This is a genomic window from Sphingomonas sp. GW821-FHT10C01 (genome assembly GCF_059415525.1).
On the sequence record NZ_JBWKNK010000002.1, the window covers coordinates 191,570 to 207,456 of the forward strand.

The following is a 15,887-nucleotide window of genomic DNA, read 5'->3' on the forward strand; positions in this document are numbered from 1 at the left end:
TCCTTTCGCATCAGCTTCCCGAAGGAGCCGTCATTTGATCGGCAATCCGGCCCAGGCTTTCCTCGCGCCCCAGAAGGACGAGGACGTCGAAGATTCCGGGCGAAGTCCGCCGGCCTGTCAGCGCGGCGCGGAGCGGCTGTGCGGCCGCACCCAATTTCACTCCCCCCGACTCCGCCACCTGGCGTACCGCCGTTTCGAGCGCTTCCGTATTCCAGTCCGCGACCGCGTCAAGCGCCGTGTGAAGGGAATGGAGGATCGCTTTCGCGTCGTCCCCTAGCAGAGCTTGTGCATCTGCGTCCATTTCCAGGGGGCGAGTGCGAAACAGGAAGGCCGAACCGTCAGCGATTTCAAGGAGATTCGCGGCGCGCGGCTTCAATGCATGCATGCTGCGTTGCAGAAGCTCGATCTGCTGCGGTGACGCTTCGAAGGGCAAAAACGGTGCCGCCAGCGCCGCGAGTCGCGCGTCGTCGGCGGCGCGGATGTAATGGCCGTTGAGACTATCCAGCTTCTTCAAATCGAAGCGCGAGGCCGACTTGCCGACGCCCGAGAGGTCAAACCAGTCGATCGCCTGCTCGCGATTGATGATCTCGTCATCGCCATGGCCCCAGCCGAGGCGGAGGAGATGGTTGAACAGCGCCTCCGGCAGCACGCCCAATTCGTCGCGATAGGCATCGACGCCGAGCGCGCCATGGCGCTTGGACAGTTTCGCCCCGTCCGCGCCGTGGATCAGCGGGATATGCGCATAGACCGGCTCGGCCCAGTTCATCGCGTGGATGATGAGCAGCTGGCGGAAGGCGTTGTTGAGGTGATCGTCGCCGCGGATGACATGGGTCACGCCCATGTCGTGATCGTCGACCACCACCGCGAGCATATAGGTCGGCGTGCCGTCCGAGCGCAGCAGGATCATGTCGTCCAGCTCGGCATTCTGGACGGTCACTTCGCCCTGAACCGCGTCGCGGATCGTCGCCGCGCCCTCACGCGGGGCGCGGATGCGAACGACGTGCGGCTGGTCGAGCGGTCCGTCGGTGCGGTCGCGCCACGGGCTGCGGATGCGATAGGGCTTCTTCGCCGCCTGGGCTTCCTCGCGCTGGGCCGCGATTTCTTCCTGGCTCATCCAGCAACGATAAGCATGGCCCGACTCGAGCATCGCATGCGCGACTTCGGCGTGCCGTTCGGCGCGGGCAAACTGATAGACCTCGTCACCGTCCCAATCGAGGCCGAGCCAGCGCATGCCATCAAGGATCGCCTCGATCGCCGCGTCGGTGGAGCGGGCGCGGTCGGTATCCTCGATGCGCAGCAGGAACTTGCCGCCGTGATGGCGCGCGAACAGCCAGTTGAACAGCGCGGTGCGCGCGCCGCCAATGTGCAGAAACCCCGTCGGCGACGGAGCGAAGCGCGTGACGATTTGCGTACCCGTGGCGGGTTCAGATGTTGCGCCCAAGCGCGCTTGCTCCCAGAAACTGTGATCGATGGCCAGTTCAGCCGCGAGCGCCCCTAGCACGGGGTTTCGCCTGCTTCAAATAGCGGGCGGCTTGCGTTTCGCTGAGCGAATCGAGCGATGGCTGGAGGCCGAGCGCGGACAGATCGTGCTGTGGATTCCGGTGATGCTGGGCGTGGGCATCGTCGCATGGTTCGTGCTGCCCGATGCGAGCCGGTGGGGCGCGGTGGTGCTGGGCGGACTGGCGGTGGCGGCTGCGGGACTGGCGCTGGCTGGTGGCGGACGCGCCGCGCGATGCGTGACGGTGGCCGGGCTGCTGGTGGCGATCGGCTGTGCGCTGGTGTGGTGGCGGGCTGAGCGCGTGACGGCGCCGGTGCTGGCGCGGCCCGCGATCGTAGCGTTCCAGGGCAAGGTGGAACGGGTGGAGCCGTTGCCGGCGCGGGCAATGGTGCGGCTGCGAATCGCGCCGGATGCGGGGGCGGGGTTGCCGCCGATGGTGCGCGTCAATCTGGAGAGCAAGGACGTGCCCGCCGGGCTGACGCGCGGCGCGGTGGTGAAGCTGCGCGCGCGACTGATGCCGCCGGCGCCGCCCGCCGTGCCCGGCGCCTATGATTTCGAGCGGGTGGCGTGGTTCGACCAGCTGGGGGCGAGCGGGCGAGGCTTTGCGCCGGTCGAGATCGTGACGCCGGGTGAGGCGAAGAGCGGGTTGCGCGCGCGGCTGACGGCACATGTCCAGTCGCAGATCGAGGGCAGCGCGGGCGGGATCGCGGCGTCGCTGGTGACGGGCGATCGCGGGGCGATTTCGGAGGAGGATGGCGAGGCGTTGCGGCGGTCAGGCCTGGCGCATCTGCTGTCGGTGAGCGGGCTGCACGTCACGGCGGTAGTCGGTGCGACGATGCTGCTGGTGCTGCGGCTGCTCGCGCTGAGCCCGGCGCTGGCGCTGCGTTGGCCGCTGCCGGTGATCGCGGCGGGCGCGGCGGGTGTCGCGGCGGTGGGCTATACACTGCTGACCGGGGCTGAAGTGCCGACGGTGCGATCGTGCATCGCGGCGCTGATGGTGCTGGCGGCGATGATGCTGGGGCGCGAGGCGATCACGCTGCGGCTGGTGGCGTTCGGGGCGCTGGTCGTGCTGCTGCTGTGGCCCGAGGCGCTGATCGGGCCGAGCTTCCAGATGAGCTTTGCCGCGGTCACCGCGATCGTCGCACTGCACGAGAGCAAGCGTGTGCGCGGCTGGTTCGAGCGGCGTGAGGAGGGCTGGGGGTGGCGGCTGGCGCGCAGTGTGGGGTCGCTGCTGCTGACTGGCTTGGTGGTCGAGATCGCGTTGACGCCGATCGCGCTGTTCCATTTCCACAAATCGGGCGTCTATGGCGCGCTGGCAAACATTGTCGCGATCCCGCTCACCACCTTCGTCATCATGCCGTTGGAGGCGGCGGCTCTGTTCTTCGACGTGGCGGGGTTGGGAGCGCCGTTTTGGTGGCTGGCGGGCAAGGCGCTGGCGCTGCTGCTATGGATCGCACATGCCGCAGCGGGCGCGCCGGGAGCACTGGCGATGCTGCCCGGGATGCCGGGTGGCGCCTATGCGCTGATGGTGGCGGGCGGCCTGTGGTTCGCGCTGTGGAAGACGCGGGTGCGGCTGGCCGGGGCGTTGCCGGCGGTGGCCGGGGCGGTGTGGGCGCTGGCGACGCCGATGCCCGACCTGCTTGTGACGGGCGACGGGCGGCATCTGGCGCTGCGCATGCCGGGCGGGGAGATCGCGATCCTGCGCGACCGGGCGGGCGACTATGTGCGTGACATGATGGCGGAGAATGGCGGGGTGGACGCCGAACTGCCCGCGCTGGCGGAGCAGCGGGACGCGCGCTGCAGTCCGGATCTGTGCCTGATCGATGTCGAGCGCGGCGGCAGGCGCTGGCGGATCGCGGCGACGCGGAGCGGCTATCTGGTGCCGTGGCGCGAGATGATCGTGGTGTGCCGGTCGGTGGACATCGTGGTTTCGGATCGACGGCTGCCGCCGGGGTGTGAGCCCAAATGGCTGAAGCTCGATCGGGCGATGCTGGCAAAGACCGGTGGGGTGGCGATCACGCTGGGTGAACGGCCGCAGGTGCGGACGGTGCGCAAGGCGGGCGCGCGGCATCCATGGATCGAGGCGGAGCGGGTGATGGCGCGGCGTTGAAAGGCGAAGCTGCGGTCGCTGAGCGCGCAATCGGGATAACGGCTCCCGTTGCCGCTATGGCTGCGGGGGAGGGACAATAAGCGGGCTGGGAGCAGGCGAAGCTTTGATCGTGGGCCGCAAAGGGGCCGGGATCAGGAGTTCGGCACAAGCCATGCCCAGATGTGCTGGATTGTCGAGGTTGTAGGCCCCCTTGAGGGAAACGGCTGCGGCGATATCGGCTTTCGGCATCACGATGTTTTCGGCCGGATTTCCGGTTGCGGGAAGCTCACGCGTCCGTTTGAGGAAGGCCGCGCGCATGGCGCCGTAGGCGGTGTTCAGGGACGCAGATGCCGTGCGATCAAGCTCGTTGTCGATGCGTCTTGTGTAGACATGCATCGGTCCGGTAAAAAAGGATCGAAACCGCATTTCGCTCAGCTGAGGCTCGGGCACGATCTTCCGGATCGCGGTGACTGTTGCTGGCACAAGCATAGGGGCAAATCGGAGGCTGACCTCCCGATTGCTGTCCGCAATGGCGCGACACCCCTTCTCAAAGCCGACACGCTTGATCTCGGCCCGCATGGACGGATCATCGTAAATCAGGGGATATAGCCTGCGCGACAGTCTATTCTCCTTGATGGCGAGATCTTCGAGCGCCTGATCCGAGACCGCGGACTGCCCGGCCGTTGCCGCCGCCTGACCGCTCTGGAGCGGCGTCGAGGCGGCGGTCTGTATCAAGGCCAGGGCAAGAAAGATCATGGCCGATTGTTAGTGAACCGAGTTCCGGCGCACAACGGCCGCAGGTTTGCCAGCAACATGCATTGCCGCTCCGCTAATCCATCCCCGGATAGCGCGGGAATTCCGGCAGATTATGCGCATCCTTCATCCAGCCGATGCGGTCGGCGACCTGGACATGGACGCCGGCGGGGATTGCATCGGGATCGTCGAGCGTCGCGACCTGGGTGTCGACGATGCCGGGGAGGTTCTCCGCATTGCGGTAGAACAGGCCGGTGCCGCATGTGCCGCAGAAATAGCGGCGGCCATGTTCGGACGAGGCATATTCCTGTGGCTCACCCTGGACCACGCTCAGCGCATCCTCCTGGAACATCGCCCAGCCGACCATCGGCGCGCCCGATGCGCGGCGGCAATCGGTGCAGTGGCACAGGGCATGGTGCATCGGTTCGCCGGTGAGGGTGTAGCGGATCGCGCCGCAATGGCAGCCGCCTTCCAGGGTGGTCATCATTCTCTCCTGTCGTTGGGTGGGCCTATGCAGGATAGGCGCGGCAAGCGCATGCTCAATTACCGCTGCGGTAATGACGCACAGCCACGACATCCGGCACGCCGGGGCCAGCCATCAATGAAAAGGGCGACCGCAGCCGCCCTTGGGTTCAGTAGCGCCGCAGCAGCCCGGCGAGCCGGCCCTGCACCCGCACCTGATCGGGGCGGTAGCGCTGCGCATCATAGGCGCGGTTGGCCGGATCGAGCCGGACCATGCTGCCTTCGTTGCGGAAATATTTGAGTGTCGCCTCGCTGTCCTCGATCAGCGCCACGACGATCTCGCCGTCGCGTGCGGTTTCCTGGCGGCGGATCAGCGCATAGTCGCCGTCGAAAATGCCGGCCTCGACCATCGAGTCACCGGCGACTTCGAGCGCATAATGTTCGCCCGAACCGAGCAGGGCGGCGGGGACCGGGAGCATGGTCGAGCCTTCGAGCGCTTCGATCGGAACGCCGGCCGCGATACGCCCGTGGAGCGGGATTTCGATCACGTCGTTCGCAGGCTGCGGCGCCGGGCGGGCGAGCGTGACGACATTGTCCTTGGCGGGGGCGGACGTTGCCTTCTTCGCCTCGGCACGTTCGGGCATCTTGAGCACTTCCAGCGCGCGCGCCCGGTTGGGCAGGCGGCGCAGGAAGCCGCGTTCCTCGAGCGCCGAGATCAACCGGTGGACGCCGGACTTCGACTTGAGATCGAGTGCGTCCTTCATCTCCTCGAACGAAGGCGAGACGCCGGTATCGTTCAAGCGGTCGGCGATGAAGCAGATCAGCTCATGCTGCTTCTTCGTAAGCATCGGACGTTCTCCATCTGGAACAGACATGGAACGTTTACGCCTTGTTCTTGTATGATGTCAAGGCGGCCGGTTAGCCGAAAGGCAGGATTTCCACCGAGTCGCCCGATTGTGCGGGTGGCGCATGCGGCGGGCGGACGATCAGGCAGTCCGCGCGGGCCAAGGTGCGGAGCATCGAGCTGTCCTGGATCGCGGCGGCCACCACCTGTCCGCCGCGATGCGCGGCGCGCAGATAATCGGCGCGCGGGCCGTTGGCGGGCAGCGGCTCGCCAAGCGTGGCGGTACGCAGCGGCGGCGAGGGATCGGCGGCACCCGACAGGTGCGCGACCAGCGGGAAGAGAAAGAGCCGCGCTGTGACGAAGGCAGAGACCGGGTTGCCGGGAAGGCCGAGCACCACCGTGTCGCCGAGCCTGCCCGCGATCATCGGTTTGCCGGGGCGGACCGCGACTTTCCAGAAATCGAGCACCGCGCCCGCCGCCAGAAGCGCGGGGCGGACAAGGTCATGGTCGCCCACGGATGCGCCGCCAGTGGTGATAAGGATATCGGCGTCGATTCCAGCAAAGGCGGCGGTCAGCACGTCGAGCTTATCGGGCAGGATGCCTAGGTCGGTGATCTCGACCGGAAGCCCGGCCAGCATCGCGATGAGCATGGTTCCGTTGCTCTCGGGCAGCTGGCCGGGGGTGAGCGGGGTGCCTGGCGGGCGCAACTCGTCGCCGGTCGCGGCGATGGCGATCCGGACGCGGCGGCGGACGAGTAGTGCGGCATGGCCCGCGATTGCGGCGAGCGCGATGCCGGCGGGGGTCAGGCGCTCGCCAGGTGCGATCAGCAAGTCACCAGCTTGGAAATCCAGTCCGGCTGCGCGCACGTTGCCGCCCCTGACCCGCGGTCCCTCACCGTCGAGATGGAGGCGGCTGGCTTCGCGGCGGGCCTCCTCCTGCACCAGCACGGTATCGGTGCCGTCGGGCAATGCGGCGCCCGTGAAGATCCGCACCGCCTGTCGCGTGGCGACGGTGCCAGCGAACGGCCGGCCGGCGGCGCTTTCCCCGATTACATCCCACGGGCCGGGTAAATCGACGAAGCGGATCGCATAGCCGTCCATCGCTGACAGCGGCTGTTCGGGCTGAGTGCGGGTGGCGATGATCGACTCCGCGGCCCATCGCCCGGCAACCTCACTCAGCGGCAGTGTTTCCACGGCCAGCGGTACGGCGAGGGCGAGCAAGCGCTGCTGGGCGTCGGCGACAGGAAGCAGATCGGCCATCTCTGCGGGTTACCGCGCTGTCGCGACGGGGTCGAGAGGTCAGCGTCCTGGGCGTGCGGCCTCGGTCAGCCGTGCCATTTCGTGCGGGCGCAGCGCGATACGGAACTCGGCGACGTGGCGCGCGCCGTGGCACTCGATCACCCGGATCGGCCAGCCGCCGATCCCGGGCAGAGACAGCCAGAGCGAGGACAGCGGCGTAAATTCGGTATCGCTCTCGAATTCGGCCAGGGTGCTGCTCAGGCTGTTGAGCCGTGCGTTCCACCAATTGACGCCAGAGCGGACATGGGTGGCGATGTCGAGCCGCAGCGCGTCCTTGACCGCGCCCAGCGCCGAAGGCGTCTGATCGTGGATCGTCACGGGCACCGGTCCGCGCCGCTGGCTCGCGACCTTGCGCAACCAGGGCATCAGCAGCTGCCAGCCCAGTTCTTCGGCAAAGGCGATGCCGGCCTGGCCGCGCTCTGCCCAGCGGACTTCGCCCTGAATGGGGCGCAGCCCGTCTAGCGTCAGTTCGACCTGGGCGCCCGCCGTCAGCAGGGCACGCGTCTCGACGCCGACGCCTGTGTTGGACAGGTTGCGGGTCCAGGCGAAGTCGACCTGATCGCCGTGCCGGACACACAGCCGCTGGCGCAGCTCGATACGTGGCATCTCGCGGCGTTCGGCGGGCAGGGCGGCAAGGCAGCGGGCGAGGGCACCGACCACGTCGAGCGGCTCGTCGAAACGGAAGGCGAGGGCGGCGGGGTCATGGCCGACGATCGCGCCGTCGGCGACCAGACCAAAGGGGAGCTCAATCGTCGCGCGGTCGCCATTGGTTACGGGACCCGTAACGGTGAGTGTCGCTCCGGCGGAAGTCAGGCGGTGGACGAAGCAGCTCCGCTCGCCCGCGCTGCCCAGCAACAGGCGGGCGGGCGACGCGTCCTCAACGGCGCCAGGCGGCGCATCGAGCTCGCCAGACAGCGAGAAGATCGCCGATCGTGCCGGAAGTGTCATTGGATCCCCACCCTATTGCAGGTGGGGACGATGCGCAGGCGCGCCTCAAGAATGTCTGAGCGAGCAGGGTGGAGGACGGGTTAACCTTCCGGATTTACCCAGTCGCCGGATTTTCCGCCGGTCTTGGAAAGGAGGCGGATGCCGCCGATTTCCATTCCCTTATCGAGGGCCTTGGCCATATCGTAGACGGTGAGCAGCGCGACCGAGACTGCGGTCAGGGCTTCCATCTCCACCCCGGTGCGGCCGGTGAGCGCGACGGTGGCGGTGGCGGTGACGCCGGCCTCGTCCGGGACGAGGTCGAGCGTGATCTTCGTCAACGCCAGCGGATGGCAGAGCGGGATCAGGTCGCTGGTCTTCTTTGCCGCCATGATCCCGGCGACGCGAGCGACCGAGAGCACGTCGCCCTTCTTGACCAGACCGTCGCGGATCGCGGTGGCGGCCTCCGGCGACATTGCTATGCGACCGGTGGCGACCGCCTCGCGCTGCGTTTCAGCCTTGGTGCCCACATCGACCATGCGCGCGGCGCCGCTCTCGTCGAGGTGGGTGAGGTCGTTCATCCCACCAGCGCCCGCGTCGCCGCCTCGACATCGTCCTGCCGCATCAGCGATTCGCCGATGAGGAAGCAACGCACGCCATGCTCCGCCATGGCGTCGAGGTCGGCGCGCGAGGTGAGGCCGCTCTCCGCGACGAAGGTGCAGCCTTCGGGTGCGCGGCCGACAAGTTCATAGGTACGGTCAAAGGAGACCGAGAAGTCCTTGAGATTTCGGTTGTTGACCCCGATCAGCCGTGAGCGAAGCGCGAGCGCGCGGTCAAGCTCGGCCTCGTCGTGGACCTCGACCAGCACGTCCATGCCCAGGCCGATGGCGGCATCCTCGATCTCCGCCATCTGTGCGTCCTCGAGCGCGGCGACGATGATCAGGATCGCGTCGGCGCCGATGCTGCGGGCTTCGATGACCTGCCAGGGGTCGATCATGAAATCCTTGCGGATCACCGGCAGGCCGCAGGCGGCACGGGCGGCTATGAGATAATCCTCATGCCCCTGGAAGAATTCGGAGTCGGTCAGCACCGACAGGCACGCCGCGCCGCCGGCTTCATAGGCGCGGGCATGGGCCGGGGGATCGAAATCGGCGCGGATCAATCCCTTGGACGGAGAAGCTTTCTTGATTTCCGCGATCAGGCCGTAGCCGCTTGCCGCTTTGGCATCGAGCGCGGCGCGGAAACCGCGCGGTGGGGTCTGGGCGAGCAGGCGGCCCTGCAGGTTGGCGAGCGAGGTCGCGGCCTTGCGCTCAGCAATTTCGCGGCGCTTCACTTCGAGAATCTTGTCGAGGGTGTTCATGCCGCCGCGATCCAGCAGTCGAGCAGCGCGTTGGCAAGCCCCTTGTCGATCGTTTCGGCGGCTTCCTCCACGCCTTCGCGCAGATCGGCGGCTTCGCCCGCGACCACCAGCGCAGCTGCTGCATTGAGCAGCACCGCGTCGCGATACGGGCCGGGCTCCCCCTGAAGCAGCTTGCGCAACGCGGCGGCATTCTCGCGCGCGTCGCCACCGCGCAGGCTGATGAGCGGGTGGGACGGCAGTCCGGCATCGGCTGGGGTGATCCGGGCAGGCAGGTGGACGTCACCGATGCTGACGACAAGACTGCCGCCTTCGGGAGAGAGCTCGTCGAGCCCCTCTTCGCCGGCGACGATCGCCGCGCCCGTGACGCCCAGCTGCTCCAACGCCTCGGCATAGATCGGCGCGTAGTCGGGGCGGGCGATGCCGATCAGCTGGCGTTGCACCCCCGCTGGATTGGCGAGCGGGCCCATCAGGTTGAAGATCGTCCGTCGTGCGATCCGGCGGCGGAGCGGGGCGATCCGGCCCATCGCCGGATGATGCTTGGCCGCGAAGAGGAAGGCGATGCCGAGATCGTTCAGATGCGCTTCGGCATTTTCCGCGGCGCGATCGAGGTCGAGGCCGAGCGCTTCCAGCGTATCCGCCGCGCCCGACTTGGACGAAGCTGCGCGATTGCCGTGCTTGGCGACCGGCACACCCGCTGCGGCGACCACAATGGCTACGGCAGTGGAGACGTTGAGCGTATGGTGTCCGTCGCCACCAGTGCCACAGACGTCGATCGCGTTGGCGGGGGCGCTGACCGGGATCACCCGTTGGCGCATCGCGCGCGCCGCTTCGGCGATTTCGATGCTGGTCTCGCCACGCTCGCTGAGCGCGATGAGGAAGGCTTCGATCTCGGGCTCGGGCGCGATGCCGTCGAGGATATCGGCGAACGCCTGAGCGGCAGCCTCGCGCGCGAGCGGGCTGGCGGGGTCCGGAAGGAGGCTGAAGCTGGTCACGGGGCCTCTATTGGGGCAGGTAAGGGCCAAGTCGAGCAAATCCTGTTGCGCAGCGGACAAGCAGAGCTGGGGACCGTGCATTCCGCCTGCAAAACGATTATCCGGTTGGTATCAGAACGGGGAGACCTTCAATGGACCTTCGATCGACCGAACCGGTGAGCTTCCTCTATGCCGCCGACCGTGACCGCGCATTGGGTTTCTATTGCGATCAACTGGGGCTGACGCTGCGCCACTCGGACCCGTTTGGTGACTTTATCGGCATGGACCATGCGGTGATCCGCCTGACTGTGATGCCGGAGTTCAAGGCCGGGCAGCATCCGGTGTTCGGATGGAATGTCGGCGATATCCGCGCGGCCGTCCATGTTCTGCGCGACAAGGGCGTCGCCTTCACCATCTATGACGGCATGGGGCAGGACGAAGATGGCATCTGGACCGCGCCGGGCGGCATGGCGAAGGTCGCCTGGTTCAACGATCCCGACGGTAACGTGCTGAGCCTGTCCCAGGCATAGGGTCTGGCTCTAGTTGTTCTTGCCCTGAGAGGAACGGAAGAACTGCCATTCCTCAATCACCCGGCCATCCGTCAGGTGGCAGTATCCGATCTCGCCAGCGGTTTCCTTGCGGATTTCGACGCGGCCGCCGGCCTTCACGCAATGAACCGACGCGGGATTCGCCATCCCGACAGTCGCTTCGTTCGCGGGTTTCGGTGCGCAGGCCATGATAGCAAGCGGGAGCAAGAGCATTACGGGTTTCAAGCCGGCCTCCAGCGGTGACGAGCGACGCGGGATCGCCCGCCGCAGAGGCTATGCTCGGCAGCCGTGGCTTGCAATATCGCGACCGCCGCGACGGATCAGGCCAGTGCCTTCGCCTCGATCCCGGCGATCTTCATGAAGTTTGCCAGCATCGCATGGCCATGTTCGGTGGCGATGCTCTCGGGGTGGAACTGGACCGAGTGGATCGGTAACTCACGGTGGCGGAACGCCATGACGCTGCCGTCATCGGCGGTGGCGTTGATTACCAGCTCCTCGGGAATGTCGGTGACGATCAGCGAGTGATAGCGCGTCGCGGTGAAGGGCGAGGGAAGCCCCTCGAACAGGCCGGTGCCGTCATGGCGCACCGGGCTGGTCTTGCCGTGCATCAGCCCGCCGCGCACGACCTGTCCGCCGAAATGCTGGCCGATCGACTGATGGCCAAGGCACACGCCGAGCAGCGGCTTCCCCTGATCGGCACAGGCGGCGACGAGGTCGAGGCTGATCCCGGCCTCGTTCGGGGTGCACGGGCCGGGCGAGAGCAGAAAGGCCTGCGCGTTGCTCGCGATCGCCTCATTGGCGGTCAGCGCGTCGTTGCGCACCACCTTCACCTCGGCGCCCAGCTCCATCAGATAATGGACCAGGTTCCAGGTGAAGCTGTCGTAATTGTCGATGACGAGGATCATGATGGGGCGGACTTAGCGACGCTAATAGCCCGCGTCGAGATCGACGACGTTCTTCATTGGCCGCCCCTCGACAAAGGCGCGGGCGTTTTCGAGGAACAGCGTGGCGGCGCGCATGAACATCTTCGTCTGCGAACGGCCCGACAGATGCATCGAATGGATGACGTTGGGCGCGGTCCACAACGGATGGTCGGCGGGTAGCGGCTCGGGGTCGACGACGTCGAGAAAGGCGCCGGCGATGCGACGTTTCTCGAGCGCCTCGATCAACGCGGGCTGGTCGACCATGTCGCCGCGCGCGACGTTCACCAGCCAGGCGCCGGGCTTCATTGCTGCCAGCTCGGCTGCGCCGATCAGGGTATGGGTATCGCCGGTCGAGGGCGCGGCGAGGATGATCCAGTCATGGTCCCCGATGCGCTCGCGCCAATGATCCGGGGTCAGCGTGCCGTCGCGGCCCGAGCGAGTGACGCCGGTTATATCCACGCCGAATGCCGCGAGCCGATTGCCGATCATTCGGCCGATCGTGCCATAGCCGACGATCAGCGCGCGGCTCTCGAACAGCTCGATCTTGCCCGGCGCGTCGGCGGGCCATTCGCGGCGGTCGGCCATGCGCACGACCTGATCGAAGCGCTTGGCGGCGGCGAGCATGCCCATCACCGCATATTCGGCGACCGCGATGGCGTTGATCCCAACGCCGTTGGTCAGCACCGTGCCGCGTTGCTTGAGCAGATCGACATCGAACGCGTCGATCCCGGCATAGATGGTCGAGAGCCATTTGAGCCGCGCGCCGGCCGCCGCCGCCTCGCCGGTCCATTCGGGGCGCATCATATCGACCCAGGCGATGTCGGCGTCCGCGACCATCGCTGTGGCCTCCGCCTGACTGGCGAACCAGTGCGGCGCGATCTCGGGCGGCAACCCGGTTTCGATCAGCGGACGGGCGAGGGCTGGCAGGACAGCTTTCATCTCAACAGGTTAGGCCGATCGGCTGTCTCACGCAAACGGACGGTAAATGAAGGGTTTGCGATGAATTGATACGGTTTTGTGCTGGTGAAGCGCTACAGAGTGGAGGAGATCGTACAGACAGCGCGACCGGCAGAGTTCGCGCGCAGGGGGCATATGGACAATCCGGACACGCCTCTGGTCGAGGCGGGGAATGACGAAGTCGAAGCGGCCGTACCGGGCGCGGCGCTGAGCGGGGCGAGCGCGCTTGCGCTCGGTTTCGCCTTGGCGGCGTGCGACTCGGGCGGGGGTGGCGGTGGCGGCGTGGTGACCGTGCCGCCGGCACCCACCCCGACGCCGACACCCGCGCCGGTCAGCGCCGCGCAGGCCAGCCGCTTTCTGGGCCAGGCGACGATGGGGGCGACCAGCGCCGACATCGCCGATGTCCGGGCGCGGGGCTATGCGGCCTGGATCACCGCCGAATTCGCCAAGCCGCGAGCCACCACCCATTGGGACTGGCTGGTGGCCAAGGGCTATAATGTGATCGCCAACCGGGACGGCGAGGCCGGCTTCGACAATGTGATGTGGAGCCAGCTGATCGGCGCGGGCGATCAGCTGCGCCAGCGCGTCGGCATGGCATTGTTGGAGATGCTGGTGGTCGGCATCGGCGGGGTGAACCTCAACTGGCGGCAATTCGCGATGGCCGCCTATGTCGATGTGCTGCTCGACAACGCCTTCGGCAATTTCCGCACGATCCTGGACAAGGTCACGACCAATGCGGCGATGGCGTCGTTCCTGACCTTCCTGGGCAACCGCAAGGCGAACACGGCGACCGGATCGGTCCCGGACGAGAATTACGCGCGCGAACTGATGCAGCTCTTCACCATCGGTCTGCACCGGCTCAATATGGACGGCACGGTGGTGATGTCGGGGGGTGTTCCGGTCGAAACCTATACCCCCGCCGATGTCTCCGGCCTGGCACGGGTGTTCACGGGGCTGACGCTCGATTCGACCGACGGCAACACGCCGGACCGGTATCGCCGCCCGCTGATCGTCAATGCGGGCACGCATGAGACCGGCGCTTCGGCGTTTCTGGGCGCGAGCGTGCCGGCGGGAGCGGCGGGAATGGATGCGGTGAAGATCGCGCTCGATACGATCTTCGCGCACCCTAACATCCCACCCTTCGTTTCGAAGCAGCTGATCCAGCGGCTTGTCACCAGCAACCCGTCGCCCGCCTATGTCGGCCGGGTTTCGGCAAAGTTCGCCGACAATGGATCGGGCGTGCGCGGTGACATGCAGGCTGTGATCCGTGCGATCCTGCTCGACGATGAGGCGCGCGTTGACCCGTCGGGCACGACTGCGGGCAAGCTTCGTGAACCGGTGATGCGCTTCACCGGCTGGGCGCGGGGATTTGGCGCCAATTCGGTGGGTGGAAGCTTTTCGATCGGCGACACCAGCAGCCAGATCAACCGGCTGGCGCAGACAATGGGGCGCAGCGCATCGGTCTTCAACTTCTTTCGGCCCGGCTACACCCCTCCCAACAGCGGTTTCGCAAGCGGGGACCTGGTCGCGCCCGAGTTCCAGATCACCAACGAAATCAGCACTATTGGCTATGTGAACTACATGCAGTCGGTGGTGAACAACGGGCTCACCGATCTCAAGACCGATTATGCCGAGCTGACGGCGATCGCCGCGGACAGTCAGGCGCTGATCGACCGGGTCAATCTGGTGCTCGCCGCCGGGCAGCTGAGCACGGCGACGGTCACGCAGATCAAGACTGCGGTCGATAGTTCGAGCAACACCAACAACCGGATCGCGATCGCGCTGCTGTTGACGATGGCCGCGCCCGACTATCTGGCGCAGAAGTGAGGGGCGGGGACATGGACAGCAATCAATCCCGCCGCGCTTTTCTTCGCCGCTCAGCGACCCTTGGCATCGCGGGCGGCGCGGCGCCGTTCGTCACCCAGCTCGCGGCGATCGGCGAAGCATCCGCCGCGGTCGCCAGCGACTATAAGGCCTTGGTCTGCGTGTTCCTCTATGGTGGCAACGACTATGCCAATACGCTCCCGCCCTATGACGCGGCGAGCCATGCGCAGTATGAAGCGGCCCGGCCCGGACTTGCTCACCTTCGCGACACGCTGACAGCAACCGCACTCAACCCGCTGAATTCGCTGGGTGGTCGGCAATATGCGTTGGCGCCGACGATGGCGCCGCTATTGCCCTTGTTCGACGTGGGCAAGATGGCGGTGGTGCTCAATGTCGGCACGCTGGTGCGGCCAGCGACCAAGGCGCAGTATCAGGCGAATTCGGTCGCGCTGCCTCCCAAATTGTTCAGCCACAACGACCAGCAAAGCTATTGGCAGGCATCGAGTGCGGAAGGCGCGACGTCGGGCTGGGGCGGGCGGATCGGGGACCTGTTGCAGAGCGGCAATGGCAGCGCGGCGCTGACCTGCATCAGTGCGTCGGGCAATGCCGTCTATCTCTCGGGCCGCAGCTCGATCCAGTATGTGACGGGTACCAATGGCCCGACATCGCTGATCAACAATGCCTCGACGCTGTACGGCTCGTCTGCCGCGGCGACCGCGTTGCGTTCGCTGATGGGCGGGGCACGGACGCACCTGATCGAGAACGAGCATGCGACGATCTCGAAGCGCGCGCTCGACCTCTACGCGCAGGTCAACAGCGCGCTGGGCAGCGCACCGGCATCGAGCTTCCCGCTGTTTCCGACCGGCAACAGCCTCGCCGATCAGCTCAAGATCGTCGCGCGGATGATCTCTGTCTCGCAGGAATTGGGAGCGAAGCGGCAGGTGTTCTTCGTGTCGATCGGCGGGTTCGACATGCACGACTTCCTGGTGCGGGATCACCCGACCCAGATCGGTCGCGTGGCGGCGGCGATGCGCGCCTTCTACGACACCACCGCCGCGCTCGGCGTGGCGGACAAGGTCACGGCGTTCACCGCATCGGACTTCGGGCGCACGCTGACCCAGAATGACGACGGGTCCGACCATGGCTGGGGGGCGATGCACTTCGTCGTCGGTGGGGCGGTGAACGGCCAGCGCATCTATGGCACCCCATCCGCGATCGGGCACAACACCCCGGACGATGTCGGGCAGGGCCGGTTGCTGCCGACAATCTCGGTCGATCAGTACGCCGCGACGCTGGCGAGCTGGTTCGGGGTGTCGGCGGGCAGCCTGTCGACGGTGCTGCCTAATATCGGCAACTATACGACGCGGAATCTGGGGTTCGTTTGAGTTTCTCCCACCCACCCCTAACCCCTCCCTTGCAGGGAGGGGATGACGAAT

General features: G+C 66.7%; 16 protein-coding genes. 4 read left to right on the top strand and 12 right to left on the bottom strand.

Translation table 11 applies throughout. The features are described 5' to 3' along the window. Positions 1-10: 10 nt before the first annotated feature. A complete protein-coding gene (gene gltX / locus AC07M1_RS12945; protein ID WP_495163029.1) occupies positions 11-1,441 on the bottom strand; it encodes a glutamate--tRNA ligase in 1,431 nt (476 codons plus the stop codon). 163 nt (positions 1,442-1,604) lie between these two features. On the opposite strand from gltX, the gene AC07M1_RS12950 reads away from it, so the two are divergent. Next, positions 1,605-3,608, top strand: a complete 2,004-nt coding sequence (locus tag AC07M1_RS12950) for a ComEC/Rec2 family competence protein (RefSeq protein WP_495163249.1) — start codon at positions 1,605-1,607, stop codon at positions 3,606-3,608. Between the two features lie 54 nt (positions 3,609-3,662). Here the strand turns inward: AC07M1_RS12950 and AC07M1_RS12955 are convergent, their stop codons facing one another. From AC07M1_RS12955 to trpD, 8 genes are all read right to left on the bottom strand, one after another. Then, a complete protein-coding gene (locus AC07M1_RS12955) occupies positions 3,663-4,343 on the bottom strand; it encodes a hypothetical protein (RefSeq protein WP_495163030.1) in 681 nt (226 codons plus the stop codon). A gap of 73 nt (positions 4,344-4,416) precedes the next feature. Next, positions 4,417-4,827: a GFA family protein gene (locus AC07M1_RS12960; protein WP_495163031.1), complete on the bottom strand. Its 411-nt coding sequence runs from the start codon at positions 4,825-4,827 to the stop codon at positions 4,417-4,419. A 145-nt stretch (positions 4,828-4,972) separates the two neighbouring features. Continuing rightward, positions 4,973-5,650 (bottom strand): transcriptional repressor LexA, encoded by a 678-nt coding sequence (gene lexA / locus AC07M1_RS12965; RefSeq protein ID WP_495163032.1) that lies wholly within the window; start codon positions 5,648-5,650, stop codon positions 4,973-4,975. 70 nt (positions 5,651-5,720) lie between these two features. Beyond that, positions 5,721-6,905 carry a molybdopterin molybdotransferase MoeA gene (locus AC07M1_RS12970; RefSeq protein ID WP_495163033.1) on the bottom strand — a complete coding sequence of 395 codons (1,185 nt, stop codon included), beginning with the start codon at positions 6,903-6,905 and terminating at the stop codon, positions 5,721-5,723. A 39-nt stretch (positions 6,906-6,944) separates the two neighbouring features. After that, positions 6,945-7,892 (bottom strand): PilZ domain-containing protein, encoded by a 948-nt coding sequence (locus AC07M1_RS12975; protein WP_495163034.1) that lies wholly within the window; start codon positions 7,890-7,892, stop codon positions 6,945-6,947. Positions 7,893-7,972: 80 nt separating this feature from the next. Further along, complete coding sequence (moaC, locus tag AC07M1_RS12980) at positions 7,973-8,449, bottom strand: cyclic pyranopterin monophosphate synthase MoaC (protein ID WP_495163035.1); 477 nt, start codon at positions 8,447-8,449, stop codon at positions 7,973-7,975. Further along, on the bottom strand, positions 8,446-9,228 hold the full coding sequence (trpC, locus tag AC07M1_RS12985) for an indole-3-glycerol phosphate synthase TrpC (protein WP_495163036.1): 783 nt from the start codon (positions 9,226-9,228) through the stop codon (positions 8,446-8,448). The genes moaC and trpC overlap by 4 nt, the downstream gene beginning before the upstream one ends. Next, positions 9,225-10,220 (bottom strand): anthranilate phosphoribosyltransferase, encoded by a 996-nt coding sequence (gene trpD, locus AC07M1_RS12990; protein ID WP_495163037.1) that lies wholly within the window; start codon positions 10,218-10,220, stop codon positions 9,225-9,227. The genes trpC and trpD overlap by 4 nt, the downstream gene beginning before the upstream one ends. A 131-nt stretch (positions 10,221-10,351) precedes the next feature. On the opposite strand from trpD, the gene AC07M1_RS12995 reads away from it, so the two are divergent. Then, positions 10,352-10,729 (top strand): VOC family protein, encoded by a 378-nt coding sequence (locus AC07M1_RS12995; RefSeq protein WP_495163038.1) that lies wholly within the window; start codon positions 10,352-10,354, stop codon positions 10,727-10,729. 9 nt (positions 10,730-10,738) lie between these two features. Here the strand turns inward: AC07M1_RS12995 and AC07M1_RS13000 are convergent, their stop codons facing one another. The 3 genes from AC07M1_RS13000 to AC07M1_RS13010 form a co-directional block, all read right to left on the bottom strand. Beyond that, positions 10,739-10,894, bottom strand: coding sequence for a putative hemolysin (locus tag AC07M1_RS13000; protein ID WP_495163039.1), 156 nt, complete (start codon positions 10,892-10,894; stop codon positions 10,739-10,741). 173 nt (positions 10,895-11,067) lie between these two features. Continuing rightward, entirely contained in the window at positions 11,068-11,652 is a 585-nt protein-coding gene (locus AC07M1_RS13005; protein WP_495163040.1) for an anthranilate synthase component II, read from the bottom strand. Positions 11,653-11,673: 21 nt separating this feature from the next. Continuing rightward, positions 11,674-12,609, bottom strand: a complete 936-nt coding sequence (locus AC07M1_RS13010) for a D-2-hydroxyacid dehydrogenase (RefSeq protein WP_495163041.1) — start codon at positions 12,607-12,609, stop codon at positions 11,674-11,676. A gap of 84 nt (positions 12,610-12,693) precedes the next feature. Between AC07M1_RS13010 and AC07M1_RS13015 the strand changes: the two genes are divergently transcribed. Both AC07M1_RS13015 and AC07M1_RS13020 read left to right on the top strand, forming a co-directional pair. Beyond that, positions 12,694-14,454 (top strand): DUF1800 domain-containing protein, encoded by a 1,761-nt coding sequence (locus AC07M1_RS13015; RefSeq protein WP_495163042.1) that lies wholly within the window; start codon positions 12,694-12,696, stop codon positions 14,452-14,454. 11 nt (positions 14,455-14,465) lie between these two features. After that, a complete protein-coding gene (locus tag AC07M1_RS13020; protein ID WP_495163043.1) occupies positions 14,466-15,836 on the top strand; it encodes a DUF1501 domain-containing protein in 1,371 nt (456 codons plus the stop codon). Positions 15,837-15,887 lie beyond the last annotated feature (51 nt).

Bases quoted from the DNA above. Each gene is read 5' to 3' on its own strand.
- AC07M1_RS12950 (WP_495163249.1), top strand. From the start codon at position 1,605: ATGCTGGGCGTGGGCATCGTCGCATGGTTCGTGCTGCCCGATGCGAGC.
- AC07M1_RS12955 (WP_495163030.1), bottom strand. From the start codon at position 4,343: ATGATCTTTCTTGCCCTGGCCTTGATACAGACCGCCGCCTCGACGCCG.
- AC07M1_RS12960 (WP_495163031.1), bottom strand. From the start codon at position 4,827: ATGATGACCACCCTGGAAGGCGGCTGCCATTGCGGCGCGATCCGCTAC.
- lexA (WP_495163032.1), bottom strand. From the start codon at position 5,650: ATGCTTACGAAGAAGCAGCATGAGCTGATCTGCTTCATCGCCGACCGC.
- AC07M1_RS12970 (WP_495163033.1), bottom strand. From the start codon at position 6,905: ATGGCCGATCTGCTTCCTGTCGCCGACGCCCAGCAGCGCTTGCTCGCC.
- AC07M1_RS12975 (WP_495163034.1), bottom strand. From the start codon at position 7,892: ATGACACTTCCGGCACGATCGGCGATCTTCTCGCTGTCTGGCGAGCTC.
- moaC (WP_495163035.1), bottom strand. From the start codon at position 8,449: ATGAACGACCTCACCCACCTCGACGAGAGCGGCGCCGCGCGCATGGTC.
- trpC (WP_495163036.1), bottom strand. From the start codon at position 9,228: ATGAACACCCTCGACAAGATTCTCGAAGTGAAGCGCCGCGAAATTGCT.
- AC07M1_RS12995 (WP_495163038.1), top strand. From the start codon at position 10,352: ATGGACCTTCGATCGACCGAACCGGTGAGCTTCCTCTATGCCGCCGAC.
- AC07M1_RS13000 (WP_495163039.1), bottom strand. From the start codon at position 10,894: ATGGCGAATCCCGCGTCGGTTCATTGCGTGAAGGCCGGCGGCCGCGTC.
- AC07M1_RS13005 (WP_495163040.1), bottom strand. From the start codon at position 11,652: ATGATCCTCGTCATCGACAATTACGACAGCTTCACCTGGAACCTGGTC.
- AC07M1_RS13010 (WP_495163041.1), bottom strand. From the start codon at position 12,609: ATGAAAGCTGTCCTGCCAGCCCTCGCCCGTCCGCTGATCGAAACCGGG.
- AC07M1_RS13020 (WP_495163043.1), top strand. From the start codon at position 14,466: ATGGACAGCAATCAATCCCGCCGCGCTTTTCTTCGCCGCTCAGCGACC.